Source organism: Streptomyces sp. NPDC058001 (genome assembly GCF_042886315.1).
In the GTDB taxonomy this organism is placed as follows: Bacteria; Actinomycetota; Actinomycetes; order Streptomycetales; family Streptomycetaceae; genus Streptomyces.
In genome coordinates this window covers 273,660-289,474 of sequence record NZ_JBHVQT010000006.1, presented here as the reverse complement: position 1 = coordinate 289,474, position 15,815 = coordinate 273,660, and the positions used below count along the sequence as shown (strand labels likewise).

At 68.2% G+C, this 15,815-nt stretch carries 15 protein-coding genes; 8 read left to right on the top strand and 7 right to left on the bottom strand.

Features of this window, described 5'->3' with window-relative positions; all coding sequences use genetic code 11:
• Nucleotides 1–65 precede the first annotated feature (65 nt).
• A complete protein-coding gene (gene bla, locus ACFVT5_RS16795) occupies nucleotides 66–950 on the top strand; it encodes a class A beta-lactamase (protein WP_389887396.1) in 885 nt (294 codons plus the stop codon).
• A 133-nt stretch (nucleotides 951–1,083) separates the two neighbouring features.
• Here bla and ACFVT5_RS16790 read toward each other — a convergent pair whose 3' ends face one another.
• Both ACFVT5_RS16790 and ACFVT5_RS16785 read right to left on the bottom strand, forming a co-directional pair.
• Nucleotides 1,084–2,220 (bottom strand): PQQ-dependent sugar dehydrogenase, encoded by a 1,137-nt coding sequence (locus ACFVT5_RS16790; RefSeq protein ID WP_389887393.1) that lies wholly within the window; start codon nucleotides 2,218–2,220, stop codon nucleotides 1,084–1,086.
• A 1,062-nt stretch (nucleotides 2,221–3,282) separates the two neighbouring features.
• Entirely contained in the window at nucleotides 3,283–3,498 is a 216-nt protein-coding gene (locus ACFVT5_RS16785) for a hypothetical protein (RefSeq protein ID WP_389887391.1), read from the bottom strand.
• 527 nt (nucleotides 3,499–4,025) lie between these two features.
• On the opposite strand from ACFVT5_RS16785, the gene ACFVT5_RS16780 reads away from it, so the two are divergent.
• Nucleotides 4,026–4,499 carry a hypothetical protein gene (locus ACFVT5_RS16780; protein ID WP_389887388.1) on the top strand — a complete coding sequence of 158 codons (474 nt, stop codon included), beginning with the start codon at nucleotides 4,026–4,028 and terminating at the stop codon, nucleotides 4,497–4,499.
• 84 nt (nucleotides 4,500–4,583) lie between these two features.
• Nucleotides 4,584–5,183: a LysE family translocator gene (locus ACFVT5_RS16775; RefSeq protein WP_389887385.1), complete on the top strand. Its 600-nt coding sequence runs from the start codon at nucleotides 4,584–4,586 to the stop codon at nucleotides 5,181–5,183.
• Between the two features lie 180 nt (nucleotides 5,184–5,363).
• Here ACFVT5_RS16775 and ACFVT5_RS16770 read toward each other — a convergent pair whose 3' ends face one another.
• Nucleotides 5,364–6,257, bottom strand: coding sequence for a helix-turn-helix transcriptional regulator (locus tag ACFVT5_RS16770; RefSeq protein ID WP_389887382.1), 894 nt, complete (start codon nucleotides 6,255–6,257; stop codon nucleotides 5,364–5,366).
• Nucleotides 6,258–6,517: 260 nt separating this feature from the next.
• On the opposite strand from ACFVT5_RS16770, the gene ACFVT5_RS16765 reads away from it, so the two are divergent.
• Both ACFVT5_RS16765 and ACFVT5_RS16760 read left to right on the top strand, forming a co-directional pair.
• Nucleotides 6,518–7,372 carry an SDR family oxidoreductase gene (locus ACFVT5_RS16765; protein ID WP_389887379.1) on the top strand — a complete coding sequence of 285 codons (855 nt, stop codon included), beginning with the start codon at nucleotides 6,518–6,520 and terminating at the stop codon, nucleotides 7,370–7,372.
• A 44-nt stretch (nucleotides 7,373–7,416) separates the two neighbouring features.
• Nucleotides 7,417–7,830 (top strand): cupin domain-containing protein, encoded by a 414-nt coding sequence (locus ACFVT5_RS16760; RefSeq protein WP_389887376.1) that lies wholly within the window; start codon nucleotides 7,417–7,419, stop codon nucleotides 7,828–7,830.
• A gap of 24 nt (nucleotides 7,831–7,854) precedes the next feature.
• On the opposite strand, the gene ACFVT5_RS16755 is transcribed toward ACFVT5_RS16760, so the two are convergent.
• From ACFVT5_RS16755 to ACFVT5_RS16745, 3 genes are all read right to left on the bottom strand, one after another.
• Nucleotides 7,855–8,496, bottom strand: a complete 642-nt coding sequence (locus ACFVT5_RS16755; protein WP_389887373.1) for an endonuclease — start codon at nucleotides 8,494–8,496, stop codon at nucleotides 7,855–7,857.
• A 112-nt stretch (nucleotides 8,497–8,608) separates the two neighbouring features.
• On the bottom strand, nucleotides 8,609–9,763 hold the full coding sequence (locus tag ACFVT5_RS16750; protein ID WP_389887370.1) for an RES domain-containing protein: 1,155 nt from the start codon (nucleotides 9,761–9,763) through the stop codon (nucleotides 8,609–8,611).
• 11 nt (nucleotides 9,764–9,774) lie between these two features.
• On the bottom strand, nucleotides 9,775–11,253 hold the full coding sequence (locus ACFVT5_RS16745) for an alpha/beta fold hydrolase (RefSeq protein ID WP_389887368.1): 1,479 nt from the start codon (nucleotides 11,251–11,253) through the stop codon (nucleotides 9,775–9,777).
• Between the two features lie 315 nt (nucleotides 11,254–11,568).
• On the opposite strand from ACFVT5_RS16745, the gene ACFVT5_RS16740 reads away from it, so the two are divergent.
• Nucleotides 11,569–12,729, top strand: a complete 1,161-nt coding sequence (locus ACFVT5_RS16740) for an esterase-like activity of phytase family protein (RefSeq protein WP_389887365.1) — start codon at nucleotides 11,569–11,571, stop codon at nucleotides 12,727–12,729.
• 134 nt (nucleotides 12,730–12,863) lie between these two features.
• Here ACFVT5_RS16740 and ACFVT5_RS16735 read toward each other — a convergent pair whose 3' ends face one another.
• The gene (locus tag ACFVT5_RS16735; protein ID WP_389887362.1) at nucleotides 12,864–13,538 is read right to left on the bottom strand and encodes an NADPH-dependent F420 reductase; all 675 of its coding nucleotides are present in this window, start codon (nucleotides 13,536–13,538) and stop codon (nucleotides 12,864–12,866) included.
• 98 nt (nucleotides 13,539–13,636) lie between these two features.
• On the opposite strand from ACFVT5_RS16735, the gene ACFVT5_RS16730 reads away from it, so the two are divergent.
• A complete protein-coding gene (locus ACFVT5_RS16730; RefSeq protein ID WP_389887359.1) occupies nucleotides 13,637–14,026 on the top strand; it encodes a winged helix-turn-helix transcriptional regulator in 390 nt (129 codons plus the stop codon).
• Between the two features lie 173 nt (nucleotides 14,027–14,199).
• A complete protein-coding gene (locus ACFVT5_RS16725; protein WP_389887357.1) occupies nucleotides 14,200–15,741 on the top strand; it encodes an amidohydrolase in 1,542 nt (513 codons plus the stop codon).
• Nucleotides 15,742–15,815 lie beyond the last annotated feature (74 nt).

The following is a 15,815-nucleotide window of genomic DNA, read 5'->3' as shown; positions in this document are numbered from 1 at the left end:
CGCGCGGTCGGTCAGGTAGCTTCAAGGTGAAGAGCCCGCCCGCACCGGCCTGAACAGGATTCCTAGTGGCTATCACCCGACGTGCCTCACTCGCCGCGCTGACCACCCTCGCCACCGCACCGCTCCTGGGAAGCGCCAGGCCAACAGCCGCCGTGGCGTCCGCGTCCGCGAAGACACCGACCGAATTCAGGGACCTGGAGCGGGAGTTCGACGCCCGGCTCGGCGTGTACGCGATCGATACCGGCAGCAGGCGGACCGTCACCTACCGGAGCGACGAGCGGTTCGCCTACTGCTCCACCCACAAGGCGCTCTCGGCCGCCGCGGTGCTGAAACAGAACTCCCTGGCGGGCCTCGACGAGGTCGTGCACTACACCCGCGACGACCTGGTGACCCACTCGCCGATCACGGAGAAATATGTCGACACCGGCATGACGCTGCGCGCACTGTGCGACGCCGCCATCCGCTACAGCGACAACACCGCCGCCAACCTTCTGTTCGCCGAACTCGGTGGCCCCAAGGAATTCCAGGCCGCCCTCGCCGCCCTGGGGGACCGCGTCACCCGGGCCGACCGTCTGGAGACAGACCTCAACGAGGCCGTCCCGGGCGACCGCCGCGACACCAGCACCCCCCGTGCGCTCGCCGCCGACCTGCGTGAATACACCCTCGGCCACACCCTCTGCGCCGACAAGAAGGCGCTTCTGATCGACTGGCTCAAGCGCAACACCACCGGCGACAACCTCATTCGTGCCGGCGTCCCGGCCGACTGGCAGGTCGGCGACAAGACCGGAGGCGGCGGCTACGGAACCCGCAACGACATCGCCGTCGCCTGGCCGCCCCATGGCGCCCCCGTCATCATCGCCATCCTCTCCAGCCGCGACACACGCGACGCGGAGTACGACGACAAGCTCATCGCACGTGCCGCCCAGCTGGTCGTGGCGGCCCTGAAATGACCGCCGGCGATCAAACCCGTACAGGTGCGGCTCGGCGACGGCACCCTCAGGGTACGGACGCCTGGCGCCGGTTCCGGGCCGGGGCTTGCGGGCCCCCGGCCCGGACAGGCACCGAGCCTACGTTCCGTAGTCGTTACGCCGGGTCGATGCGGGAGACGGTGCCGCCTTGGGCGAGGACGTACAACTCGCCCTTGCAGCCCTGCACGAACGAGACGACCTCGCCGCCGCTGACGCCGAGGTCGTTCACGCCCGTCACCTTGCCGTTCTTCATCTCCAGGGATCGGACGGTGCCGTCGCAGTAGTCGCTGAACACGTACTGACCCTTGAGGTCCGGGATCGCGTCGCCCCGGTAGACATAGCCGCCGGTCACCGCGCAGCCCAGCCCGTTACGGTCGTACTCGTGGACCGGCGGCACATGGTTCGCGGGCTCGGTGCCGCCCCGAAAGGGATGGGTGCCCTCCATCTGCGACCAGCCGTAGTTCTCGCCGCCCTTACTGTTCGCCGGGGCCCAGTCGATCTCCTCCCAGTCGCTCTGGCCGACGTCACCGATCAGCAGGTCGCCCGTGCCCGCGTCGAAGGAGAACCGCCACGGGTTGCGCAGCCCGTACGCCCAGATCTCGTCCTTCACGTTCGGATCGTCCACGAACGGGTTGTCCGGCGGGATCGCGTACGGGTCGCCGCCGTTCGGGTCGATCCGCACCAGCTTGCCGAGCAGCGTGTCGAGGTTCTGCCCGTTGCCGTGCGGGTCGCCGCCCGCGCCGCCGTCACCGAACGCGATGTAGAGATAGCCGTCGGGGCCGATCTTGATGTCGCCGCCGTTGTGGTTCGAGTAGGGCTGTGTCTGGGTCAGGACGGTGCGCCGGGTGTTCGGCTGGAGCTTGCCCTTCCGTACGGCGAACTCGTCGATGGTGCTGGTGCCTTCGAGGTTCGTGTACGAGATGTAGAAGTGCGCGAACTTCTTGTCGAACGCGATGCCCAGCAGGCCGCGTTCGCCGTCGGTGGTGGTCTCGGCGGATATGTCGAGGACGGGCTTGCCGAGCCCCTTATTGGTCAAAACCCTTACGGCGCCCGCGCGTTCGGCCAACCAGACGGTGCCACCGGGACCTGCGGTGCCGGCGGTGGGATTCTGGGCCGTGGCCACCTGCTTGAGCGTGACCTGCGCCGCCCGAGGTGGGGCGGATCGCTCGTCGGCGGACGCCGTGGTCAGGGCGAGGGAGGCGACGAGGCAGAGGGTGCCGACGATCGCCGAGCTTCTGGTGCGAACTTTCACCGTGGTCCTCCTGGAGGCGGCGCGTGGGGGAAGGGCACCCGGCTGCTGGGGGCAGAGGTAGGTGGGCGTCGCCCGCGCCAGCACGCAACCGGGGTGGGGATGGTGTGCTGCTGGCCAAGGAGGAGGATAGTGGGGCTGGGGTGGTTGGTATAGACCAGCGCATCAGCCATCTGGTGACACGGACGGCGGCTGAGTGCGGGAGGCAGGTCCCTGGCCGGGGAGCGTCCCGCACTCGGCGCCATGTCTGTTCCGGAGTCCCCGTTGCTGTGAGTTCGGCCGTGGAGTACCCCGCTGCGTGGAACTTTCGTAGGGGCGCGAAGAAACCGTTACAGGAAAGTGGAATTTCCCCTTCGGCGTTCCGATTCCCTGTCACGGCGGCCGACAGCGTGGCGAGATGTCGGGGGCCGGACGCTGTGAACCAGCAGTCGAATACAGATAAGGGCAGCGATAGGCGGGAGACCTGCCGTGACAATCCCGGCGAGTGTATGAGGTGCTTGTGTGACGCACAGCAGCACCGCGATGGCCGAGGTGCCGAGAAGGATGGCCCAGGCGACGCGTCGAAGGGGCCGGGTTTGAATGCCGCGACGGACAACGGAGGCGACTGCCGCTGTCCACGGTCCGTACAGGAGAAGCGGCCACCAGGTTGAAGTCTCCGAGCCGGCCGGGGAGGCCGCATGCTCCAGAGGCGCGTACGCGATGAGGGCGCTCAGCACGCTGGTGCCCGTGGCTACCGCCGTGCACACCAGAGTGGGAAACCAGGAGAACCCGAGGCGGGTCCGTTCACGTGGGCGGCGCTGCCGACGCCGGGCGTGGGCCGCCGAGTGCAGTGGTGGGTAAGAGGGCGTGTCCATGATGCTCTGCGCGTCGGGCGGGACCAGCTTTTCATTGATGACGCTCTCGAAAGCGGCAGTCAGGGGATCCGCCGGCTGAGGGCCCGGGTGTGCGTACGCGTGCGGGGAAGACCACATCCCGGAACCGTCGGTGTCATGAGAACCCTCCACCTGCCAAGGAAGCAGGACGGGCACCTCGTAGCCGATGGGTTCGGGGTCTCCCCGCCAGTAGTCACTCATGGGCACCGGAACCGCAGATCTCGGCCCAATCCGCACGCTGGGACTCCGCGATCCGGCGCAGCGCGGTTTCGAGGGTCCGCAGTGCGGCGCCCGCTTCGGGCACCTTGGTGCCGACCTCGACGGTGTGACCGATGGTCCGTCGCCGCCGGGAGAGCTCAGGAAGGGAGAGGTGGCCGGAACCATGATGTGGGTATGTATGAGACTCCATGCCCTGTGAACGAACGTGGACGGGCACATGGGGGAGCGCCAATTGGGCGAATGATGGATCGGTCGGGACTTTGGCCGGAAATACGCACCTCATGAGGTGAACTCGCGGCATGAATATAATTCAGGATTGACGCGGCTGAGGCTGAAGTCGCCGTGTCGTAAGGGGGATCAGCCGCCTGCGAGAGTCAGCCGCTTTCGGCGCGGCAGGCGTCGACCGGTGCAAGGGCGCGCGCATCGCGCTACGCCACCCTGCGCCACCTGATGAACTCAAGCCATTCTCGGTTTACGGGGTGGCGGTTCACGGAGGCCGGCACCGGTGGTGCGGTAGCGCTGATCGAACTCCACGGCTGCGAGGACACAGTCACGCGCATGCCAGGCCGTGCCTGGCCTGAAGGGTCGCGGCATCAGTTCTCGCGGTGTGTGTGCCCGTCGCCAAGGCGGCGTGCGGGAATATGAACGCCTCCGCCGCAGAAGCGAATTGAGCATGGACATAAAATGCGATCCTCGACGAATCGGCGGGGGCACATCATGGAGATCACCGTCCAGTGGATACGGACATCCTGGACGAAGCAGTCCCGGGGAGGGGAGGCGGCCTCGCCTAGGAACGCGGCGCCGGTCGGCTTCGCTCTCCCGCACTCCGAGACCGCTTCCGCACACGTGATTCGCATGCATGAGCGAGACGGCTTCGAACCGTATGACACCCAGGAAGACCCCCGCAAAGTCGATGTCCAACTCCGCGAAGCCGTCGGACGATTGCGGGTCCTCCCCCGAGTCCAACCCCTGTTTGGCCTGCCGCCCAGGCCGAGACGGCCCCCGGCGGTGCGACTTGCCCCCGGCCAATGGGTGCGTTGGCAACTCAACTACCGCTTCAGCAGTGCGGCGGGGATACGGGACTGGTCGTACTGGCTGGACACGTTCAACATCGCCTACGGCCCCGTGGACGCCCGTGTGTTCCTGTCCACCCCCACCGTGTTCGTCGACGAGCGAGGGCCGGTCCGATAGCTCCGATCTGAACGTCGGCGGGTGGTCGGCGGGTGTTCGCGTGTCTAGGCTCCTTGTGCGCAGTGGCAACCAGTACTCGGATTCGTGGCCGCGGTCATTCCCCTCACGTTGATTCCCGGCGCCAGCTTCACCCTTGTCACGCAGCAGGTGATCGCTGGTTCGCGGTCCGATGGCGTGCTCGTCGCGTTCGGCTCGGCGTGCGGGCTCCTGGTGCACGCGACGTTCGCGGCGGTCGGCTTGTCGGCCCTGGTCATGTCGTCCGCTCAGGCGTTGACGGTGGTAAAGCTCGTGGGCGGCGTCTATCTCATCTGGCTGGGCGTGACCACATGGCGCTCGGCACGTAGGGGCGTCGAAGCGACGGTACGGAAGCGATGGCGCTTGCCGTGGGCTCAACTCGGGGGCTTCGGACAGGGGTTGTGGTCCAACGTCCTCAATCCCAAGGCGGCGTCCGTCTACCTCACGCTCGTACCGCAGTTCCTCGCCTCCAGCCGCCCCCTCGCGCCGCAGATCGCGGCAATCGCCGTCGCGCATATGGCCGTCGTCCTTGTCTGGCTGCTGTTCTGGACATCCGTGGTCGCCGCCGCGCGCACGGCAGTTGACACACCTCGGTTCCGCCGTGCGATGGGCCGTCTGGCAGGAGCCGTACTGATCACCTTGGGAATCCGCACCGCAACGGCGAGGTAGGCGCGGTCTATCAGGCTCATCTGTGTCTAGGACATGCCCATGCAGCCCAGGCCGATGGTTAAGACCTGAAGGCTCTGGCCGAGTGTGCGTGTGTGCACGGTGCTCTCCTGTCGGTGGTCTCGTGGTGGTGGTCGCCTGCTGGTGGTGTGCTGCGCGTGGTGGGCCGGGTTTCCAAGGCCGTCAGGTCGGGTCGTTGCCGGTGGGTGCCGCTGCCTGCTCGGTCTGGTCGAGGGTGGCCGCCCAACTCGCGAGGAGAGTGAGGGCGTCGTGGTCCGGGGTGCCGGGCCGGGCGCTGTAGGCGGTGAGGGTCAGGCCGGGCTGCGCGGGCAGTTCCATGGCGTCGAAGTCGAGGGTGATGACGCCGACCGCGGGGTGGCGGAAGGACTTGCGGCCGGTGTGGTGCAGGCGCACGTTGTGTTTGGCCCAGGCGGTGCGGAACTCCTCGCTGCGGGTGACGAGTTCGCCGATGAGACCGGTCAACTCGCTGTCGTGCGGGGCGCGTCCGGCTTCGGTACGCAACAGGGAGACGGTGGTGTTCAAGGACTCCTCCCAGTGGGGGAAGAAGTCGTGGCCACGCGGGTCCAGGAACTGGTAGCGGGCGATGTTGACGGGCGGCTGGGAGTCGCCGGGGAAGAGCGGGGAGTAGAGGGCGCGGCCCAGACGGTTGACGGCGAGGACGTCGAGGCGGCCGTTGCGGATGAAGGCCGGGGAGTCGGTCATCGAGTCCAGGACACGCAGAACGCTGTCGGGAATCGGACCGCGGGTGCGTTTCGTACGGCGCGGGGGACGGTGTGCCGCGGCTCTGGCCAGGTCGTTCAGGTGGGCGCGCTCGGCGTCGTCGAGCTGGAGGGCGTCGGCGATCGCGTCGAGGACCTGCGGTGAGGCTCCGGCGAGGTGCCCGCGTTCCAGGCGCACGTAGTAGTCGATGCTGACGCCCGCGAGCAGGGCGACTTCTTCGCGGCGCAGCCCTGGCACGCGCCGGTTGCCACCGTAGGCGGGCAGGCCCGCCTGCTGGGGGGTGATCTTGGCGCGGCGGGTGGCAAGGAATTCGCGGATGTCGCTCTCAGTGCTCACCCTTCCCAGGTTAGGTCGGGTGCGGCGCCGGTGGGGGGCCCTGTCAGTACCTGCAATGCCAGACCCTCCTCCACGCCCTTGATCTGGGGTTTCCTCGAATATGGCAGTGGCTGCGGTCCGAGTACGCGGCAGTAGCTGCGGTCCGAGTACGGCAGTGGGCTGCGGCCCCCGACACCTCCCCGGTGTCACCGGTGTCCGACCCCTTCCCCGGTCTTCTGCCCTTCCCTTTCCCTTTCGCCATCCCGACGGAGTCACCCCTGATGAGCAAGGTCTTCCTGATCACCGGTGCCGGACGCGGTCTGGGCGCGGACATCGCCCGCCAGGCCCTCGCGGCGGGTCACCAGGTCGTGGCCACCGGCCGCCGTCCCGAGCGTGTCCTCGAAGCACTCGGTGGCGAGCACGACAACCTGCTCGCCACCGCCTTGGACATCACCGACCCGGCCGCCGCGCACAGTGCCGTCCAGGCCGCCACCGACCGCTTCGGCCGCATCGACGTGCTGATCAACAACGCCGCCAACTTCTACGCCGGCTACTTCGAGGAGATCTCGCCCGAGCAGATGCGCCGGCAGATCGAGACGAACCTGTTCGGGCCGATGAACGTCACCCGCGCCGTGCTGCCCGTCATGCGCGCCCAGCGCGACGGCCATGTCATCACCATCTCGTCCCTCGCGGGCCTGGTCGGCCTGGAATTCTGCGTCGCCTACGCCGCCGCGAAATTCGGCGTCGAGGGCTTCATGGAGTCCCTGCGGTACGACGTCGAGCCGTTCAACATCCGCACCACGGTCGTCGAGCCGGGCTTCTTCCGTACGGAACTCCTGGTCGACACCTCCACCACATGGGCGGAGCTGTCCATCGACGACTACGCGGAGCGCACCGCCGCCACGAAGAAGGGGTGGCAGGCCATGAACGGGCAGCAGAGGGGCGACCCCGCGAAGCTCGCCGCCGCCCTGCTGACCCTCGCCGGCCAGGAACAGCCCCCGGGCCGCTTCGTCGCCGGTGCCGACGCCATCGACGCCGTCTCCGCCAAGGCCAAGGACCTGCTCGCCCAGGCCGATGCCTCGCGGGAGCTGGGCGAGGACCTGGCGCACGATGACGCCCAGACCGTCGGCGCCTGAAACACCCCCTGACCTTCAAGCACCCAGTACGGAGAAACCCCCTCATGGAACTCCTCAAGCAGCAGCCCACCACCAAGGCCCCGTCCGACTGGTTCGCGGGAGATGTCTGGTTCGACGTCATCTACGCCGGTCAGGAGCCGTCACGTATGCGCGTCAACCGGGTCCGCTTCTCCCCGGCCGCGCGGACGAACTGGCACTCCCACGCCGTGGGCCAGACCCTGCACGTCACCTCGGGTATCGCACTGATCGGTATCCGCGACGGCACGATCCTGGAGGCCCATCCCGGCCAGACCGTCGCCTGTCCGCCCGGTGAGGAGCACTGGCACGGCGCCACTCCGGAACTCTTCATGGAGCACTTCGCCCTGTGGGAGGGCACCGGCGACGGCAGGCCCGAGACCACCTGGCTGGAGCCCGTAACCGAAGAGCAGTACCAGGGCCCGCGGACCGGTACCCGCTGACCCGCTGACCCGCCGTGCCTGGTCTCAAGCGCTTTTGAGCAGCTCGTCGACGGCTCCCCTGGAGAGTTCGACCCGGACCAGGGCGGCGGCCAGTTTCGGCAGGTTTTGAGCGGTGACGAGGCGCGCCAGGCCCTCGGGCGTCTTCGGGAGCCCCAGCTCGGCGGCGGCGTGGCGGGCCCGGGTGTCGAACGCCGGGCGCAGCTCGGGCCACACGCCCTGCACCTCCCGGCAGAAGATGTCCGCTCCGACCGGCCCGATCCGGGGCACCTCCCGCAACAGCTCACGCATCCGCCCCGGATCCCCGTCCGCCTCGTGGCGCAGCCGCCGCAGATCTCCGTGGTAGCGGTCGAGAACGAGTGCGGCCCCGGCGCCGAGAGCGGTGGCCGTGCTCTCGTCGTAGCGCCGGTAGTGTGCGCGGCCGAGCGCGTCCACCCGGTCCTGCCATGAGGCGGCTGCCATGGCCTGCGGCGTGCGCATCCCCGCCCCGAACAGTTCGCGGGCCGCGGCCACCGCTATGTCGGCCTTGATGCGAACCGAGAACAGGACGCACAGGGTCAGCAGCTGGAACAGCGGCGCGGGTGTGTTCCGCAGCCGGATGCCCGCTTCCTCGGCGTGGGTGTGTCCGTACTCGTTCATCAGCTCTCGTACGGTCGTGCGCTGCACCATGACGGACCTCCCTGGACCGCACCCGAGCGGCGGCTGTCCGGGTCTTCCCTCAGCATCCATGTTCCCCACAACCACCCGCGCGGACCACTTGACCGAGAGCAGCGGGCCCACTTCACGGGCTCGAAGGGTCACTACGGTGTGTCAGCGATGGTCCACTCAGGGCACGGGCGACCACCAGCTCAGTGCGCGGTCGAAGACGAAGCATCGCGTCGGGCAGGTCCGCACCGGTATCGACGCAGCCCTCGGGGCCGGTGAACAGTGCGTAGTTGAGGCCGCCGTTCTGCGCGGAACGGAAGACGATGCCCTCCACACGCAAGGGCGACAGCCAGCGGAAATACTCGGTGAGGACCTGAGTGGGGACGTACGCCGTATGTTCCCGCCCGTCCAGCACCACCGGCTGGCTCAAGTCCGCGGCGAAGGACCGGATGAACTCGATCTGCCCGAGAAGTGACCCGCTGTCCCGGGCGGCGACGTTCGGAGCGGCCGGAGCGACGGACAGGTCGATCACAGGTATCGGACGGACCAGTTCGAAGGCTGCCACCGCTGCGTAGGGACGTGGATCGTGCGCCGATATCTCCGCGACCGCAGTCTCCACATCAGCGGAACCGTAGAACATCGACACGCCAGCCGGGCTCATCCTGTTGGCCGTGGCCCGATGCCGGGGAGTGGACCCGATGGTGGCGGCGACATAGTTCGGGGGAGTGGTGTCCCTACGCATCCGACCGCGCCACACCTGGTGGCCGGCCGGAAGCTTACGAACGAGCCCCAACTGGTCGACGACGGCTGACACGCCGTCGAGCATGGGCAGGTGAGACTTCCTGTGCAGGGCGATGTCGGCCAACAGCGTGAACCGTCGCTGATGTGTGACCCGATCGCGAAAGGCGGGCCATGGTTCGAGGGCGACCGTGCCCTGCTCCCCGCGCTGAAGCGGCGTACGCAGTCGCCATGAGGCGGGCCGCGCCCATGCCTGCACGGCGCGGGTCACTTGAGGGTCCAGGGCTCCCCGGCAGACGTCCTCGATCACTGCATCGGTGGGAATGCCGTGCTCGGGAATATCCAGCCGCTCGTACTTGTCAAGGACGGCCGCCATGACATTCCTGGCGAGACGGTCGAAGTCCGCGGCGATGGGCGTGATGGGATCCACCCGATCGCAGAAAGAACAGATTCCTGAGGTCAGTGACAAGCCGAGGTCGCGGCGCAGATCACCGTCGACGACATGGTTCAGGCACACCGGACGCGAGGGGAGAACCCCATCGGATGAGGGCACCGTACAACTCCCTACGTAAGCCGGTCGTACGCTTGCTTCTTCGCCTGCAGTCGGCCGTACAGAAGATCGAAGATCGTCCTGCGGCGGGTCGTGAAATGGATGTTCCAACTCGGGTCGTCGGCCAGCTCGCTCATCATCGATTCCCAGATCAACTCGAAGCTCTCCACCACACTCATCCGTCCGCGCCCCGCTCCGAAGAGTGGGAAGCAGATGGAGGACAACGAGATCCCCAACTCTTCCCTTTCCCGCCTGGCCAAGTCGAACGTGTTGTGCACGGCTCGGGGAATCGCATGAGGGGCGATTCGATAGTTGTTCGTACCGGACACGGGGGTGGCGATGGCCGCGTGATAGATCCTCTGGATGTTTCGCTTCCGCAGCGCGCCGGAAGGTGTCGGTGCCACCGTCCCCTCGGGAATGGGAAGGCCGTAACTGCCGTGGCTGCGAAGCCAGGCAGAGAGGTGCTCACCCGCGACATCCTCCAGGATCTGACCGCTCGCACTCTTCTCGGCAGCGGCCCAGCGAAGGCTGCCCGAGGTCGACGGCTTGAAGAACTGTGAGAGTTGAAGGTATGTGTTCTCCGAAGAGACCACGACGTCGATGTTCCTGAGCTGCTCCACCGGCCCGCCGTGGAGGAAGAACTCGGTCGCGTGCCGTGTCGTGCCGTTGACGGGGAGAGCAATGGGGCCGACGACTTCCAGCTCGGTCAGGACGTCGGTGGCGGAAGGGCCAGGTCGACGGTGGTGGGGAATGTCCGCGCCGGGCTGCGGCTCAGGAGGGAACGGCTCGACCAAGGCCCGCGCCAATTCCCTGCGCACCGCGTGGATGACGCGGCTGTCCGGTCCTTTCGGCTGAATGACGGTGAAGTGATCCCCCGGGAGTACGCCCGTCTCAGGGAAGAAACCGGCGGCGGAGGAGGGTACGACCACATTGTCGCTCTCGCCCGCGTAGGCGACGATGGGGATCGGGCATCGGTCCCGTGAGACATCCAGCGCCCTGACGTTGCCGTCAAGGACTCTGCGCTGAGTTTCCAGCACCGAAGTCTGTAGCGGCTTGAGTTCGCGTTCCTGAGTGTTCCGGGTCATGGGGATCAGCCCTTTGCGGGCCAGCAGGAACAGGTCCGACCCGTTATTGGGGCAAGCGAACATCACCAGTCGACGGACCTTCGCGAGATCTTTTCCTCGGCCCGCCTGCAACATGCGGGAAAGGAATCGCTGGGCAACCAGGCCGCCCTGACTGTGGGTCACGAGAACAATCCGTTCGTGCTCCGTGGTGAGGTCCTCGATGAAGCCGCGCAGACTCTCCGCCACGGTGTCCAGGTCCGGCATACGACGCAGGGGGTTCCAGGTCACCGGGCGTGTCGCGTACTCGAAGAACAGGAAGTCGAACTGGTCGGCCACGGCGGGAACCGCGGATAACTCCTGTTGCAAGGGCGTCCACGTGGCGGGTGACGAAAACAACCCATGCACGAAGACGATCGCGGCCTGACGCAAGTCTCCCCCTACAGTCGTGCCCGGCTTCAGGACATCCGCCCGGCATCATACGGAGACCTGCGGGAGCACCGCGTGCCGTGCCGACCTGATCACCGGCCTGATCACCGGCCTGATCACCGACCCGCCCTCCGTGACGGACCTCGCAGCAACCCTCGCCGTGCAGGCCGAACACGCACTCGACCGCGCCGGAAGGCACCTACCGGGACCGGCACTTCGGCCGACGTGCGAGTGGGCGGCCCTCTCACCCCGGTGCCTGTCCGCGTCACGCGGATGGGTGACTGCGCTCGGTACGGGGGACGGGCCAAGATCGACTACATGAAATCCTCCTTGATCCGACGCGCCTCCGCCGCGGCCCTGGTGCTGACGACCACGATGGCCCCCGCGGTGGCGGCCCAACCGGGCGACACCGCCGCACCCTCCCCGATCGGGGCGCAGGCGCGGTTGCTGGGCGAGAAGATCGTTCCGCACAAACTCTCCTTTCGGAACACGACAGTTGGCGGTCTTTCCGGCATCGACCGGGATCCGTGCACGGGTGAGTACGTCATGATCAGCGACGACCGCTCGGTCCTCCAGCCCGCCCGCTTCTACACCGCCAGGATCAAGGTGGACGGCGGCGGGGTGCACTCCGTCGACTTCACCGGCACCCACCCGTTCCGTCAGCCGGACGGCGCGGTCTACCCACCGGCGAGTGCCGGAGACGGCAAGGCCGTGGACCCGGAAGAGCTGCGGGTCGACCCGCGGAGCTGCCGGTACTGGTGGGCCCAGGAGGGTGACAGGCCGAAGTCGTCGAGCGACCCGGTGATCCAGCCGTCGATCCAGTTCGCCAACCGCGACGGTGCCTACCGTGGCCAGTTGCGGCTGCCGCCCAACTACCAGATCACCATGCACGAGCGGGGTCCGCGGCGGAACAAGTCGATCGAAGCCATCACGTTCGGCGCCGGGAGCCGCGTCCTCACCAGTGCCGTCGAGGGTCCGCTGCTCCAGGACGGACCGGAGCCCGACCTGAAGCACGGTGCCCTGATCCGCGTCACCCAGCAGACCCGGAACGGCGCCGTGCTGGGGCAGTTCGCCTACCCCCTGGAGAAGATCTTCGCCGAGTCCGACCCGTCCAGCCCGTGGCCCCCGGACACCGGCGTGCCCTCGATCCTCGCCTTCCCCGAGGACCCCAGCCGGTACCTCGTACTCGAACGTACCTGGGTGGCGGGCTCGGGCTTCAAGATCCGGATCTACGACGCCACCACGCGCGGCGCGACCGAGGTGCGGAACATGGACTCACTGGTCGGGCAGCGGGTCGTACCGATGCGGAAGAAACTGGTCGCGGACTTCGACGACTTGGGCCTGTCCACGGTCGACAACACCGAGGGCATGACCTGGGGCCCGACCCTGCGCGGCGGCGAACGAACCCTGCTCCTGGTCAGCGACGACAACTTCGCCGATGACGAGGTCACCCAGATCGTCGCACTCGGCATCCGCTGAGAACCAGTAAACGCGACTGGCCACCGATAACGGCAACTGGCCACCGACTGCGGCTCCATGGGGTAGGCGCCAGGTGGCGCGGCCGAGGTCGGTGGTCAGTCGGCGTTCGACGTGGCGGTTTTCGCTGGCCTCGGTCACGCGGAAGTGCTGGGCGAGACGGGCGGTGCGGTCGGTGAAGGGGCTTGCGGGATCGCGGAGTTGGGGTCGAAGCCGTTGAATGCCAGCCCGATGACGAAACCCGCGACCTCCTCAAGCTGACGGACGCGCGCCAGGGACCCCAGGACGGCCGGCGTCCCGCCGACGGCACGGACCAGTTCGCCGACGACCCGTAGCGCCGCCGGATCGTCACCGCACATCGCCACCGTCACCTGCGGCTCGCCACCGCCAGGACGTCTCACCCACTGCTCTGCGGGAAAGAGATGGAACGCCTTGACGACATGCGCGCCCGGAGCGAGTCCGGCGATGCGTCGCGCCATCGACTCATCCTGTCCGGTGAGCAACACACCGACTCCGTGTTCGACGGCATTCGTCGGATCGATCAACGGCGTCCCTGCGAGGGAGCCGTCGGACGCGCCCGCGTCGCGCAGCATGTTTTCGACGCCATGTGATGACACGGCGAGCAGTACCGCGTCGCGTCCCGTGACTGCCTCGCGTGGCGCGGCAGCGCGTACCCCATCGCCCAACCGGTCGGCGAGGTTCCGTGCCTTGGTCTGCGACCGGCCGCCGACCGTCACCTCATGTCCCGCACGAGCCCAGCCTTCGGCCAGAGCCGTCGCCAGCGTTCCCGTTCCCAGAATCCCGACGCGCATCGCCGCTCCCTCTCACACAGTGATCGTTGGACGGCCACGGTAGAGAAGGTGTGACGCACCGATCGGTGTGCTTCGGGGGCGCGATGATGGGTGGCGAGATGACTGATCACGATGCCCACCGTCATGAGTTGGTCGCCGATTGCCGACTGCGCGCGGCCACCGATCTCTTCGCCCACACCTGGGACCCCGTTGTCCTGGTCGCACTGCGCTCGGGACCGCACCGGCGCCGTGAACTACGCGTCGCGATCGGCGGGATCAGCGACAAGGTGCTGACGGACGCATTGCACCGATTGCTCGCCGGCGGTCTGATCAGCCGGCACGCGTACGCCGAGGCGCCGCCTCGGGTCGAGTACGACCTGACCGGTTTGGGGCAGAGCCTGGTCGACGGTCCGATGCGGGCGCTCGGGCGCTGGACGATCGAGCACGGCGACGAACTTCTTGAGGCACAGGAAAGCGCGGCGCCGGACGACGGCCGACGGTACGAGTGACCCGAAGTAAGGGAAGGCTAAGTTTAGTTAAGTGGATGGTCGGTTGCGGGAAGTGTGCTCGGTGTGCCCCTGGTGGGGCGGGTGGGTCGACGTGCGGCACTGACAGGTCCATGATCGTCGTCTCATCCGGCGCGGTCCTGTCGAGACCGCGTGGTGTCGCAGATGGAGGCTTCATGACGGACTTCGCAAGCGCCGCGCTCACGCTCGACCGGGTGCGGCTCGGCGCGGGTGGACCGCTCGCCCGCGTGCGCCTGGCGGACGGCAGGGTCACCCATGTCGTGACGGAGGTGGACGGGACCGGGGGACGGGCGGCATCCGCCGAGGGCGAAAGGGTGCTTGACCTCGAAGGACGCGTACTCCTTCCGGGGTTGTGGGACGCGCATGTGCACATGGCGGAATGGGCGAGTGCCCGGCACCGCCTCGACCTGTCCGGTACCGCCTCCGCGCGGGCGGTGGCCGACCTCGTGCGGGACCACGGCGGCCGGGAGCCCGGCCGCACGGTGCTCTTCGGGTACGGGTTCCGCGACGGGCTGTGGCCCGACGCCCCGCACAAGCGGCTCCTCGACTCGGCCCTGCCCGACCGGCCGACCGTCCTGGTCAGCGCCGACCTGCACGCCGTATGGCTGAACTCCGCCTGCCTCGCCCTGGTCGGCCGCGCCGACCATCCGACCGGTCTGGTCAGGGAACACGAGGCCCACGAGGTCCTGTCCGTCCTTCCCGAGACACCGGCCGATGTGGTCGACGGCTGGGTCGCGGACGCCTGCCGGGCCGCTGCCGCGCGCGGGATCACCGGTGTCATCGACTTCCAGTACGGCGACGCGGTCGGGGACTGGGAGCGTCGCTCGGCCGAGGCCACGCCCGCCGTACGGGTGTCCGCCGCCGTCTATCCGAGCCACCTGGACGCGGCCGTGAAACGTGGACTGCGCACCGGGTCCGAGATCGGCGCGTCCGGGGGCCTGGTACGGGTCGGTCCGCTGAAGCTCTTCACCGACGGCTCGCTCAACACCCGTACCGCGCTGTGCCACGACCTCTATCCGGGCCTTGAGGGCACGGACGGCGCCCACGGCATCGCGCAGACGTCACTGGACGAGTTGGTGCGGCTCATGCGCCGGGCCGCCGCGCACGGCATCGAACCGGCGGTACACGCCATCGGCGACCACGCCAACACCGTGGCACTGGACGCCTTCGACGCGGTGCGCTGCCGGGGCAGGATCGAGCACGCGCAGTTGCTGAGCCCCGAAGACCTGCCGCGCTTCGCGGAGTTGGGCGTCACGGCGGGGGTGCAGCCCCGGCACGCGACCGACGACCGTGATGTGGCGGACCGGCACTGGACCGGGCGCACCGACCGGGCCTTCGCCTATGCCGACCTGCTCGCCGCCGGTGCCCGCCTGGAGTTCGGCTCCGACGCTCCCGTCTCGCCGCTCGACCCCTGGCTCGCCATCGCCTCGGCCGTCAGCCGCACCGACGACGCCCGCCCCGCCTGGCACCCGGAACAGCGCCTGTCCGTACGGGACGCGCTCGTCGCGGCGGCCCGCGGGCGACGGCTCATCAGGGTCGGGGACGCCGCCGATCTGGTGGTCGTGGAGGTGGACCCGCTGTCGGCCGACCTGGACACGCTGCGCGCCATGCCCGTGCACGCCACGATGACGGACGGCCGGTGGACCCATGGCCCGTACCTCCATGGCCCGTACTCGCATGAGCCGGTACTGCCATGAGAGAAAGGTTCCTGACGGTGTATTCGATGGCGCGCGACGGTCGGGGTGGGCCGTCGACCCGCGTCGCGCGGCCC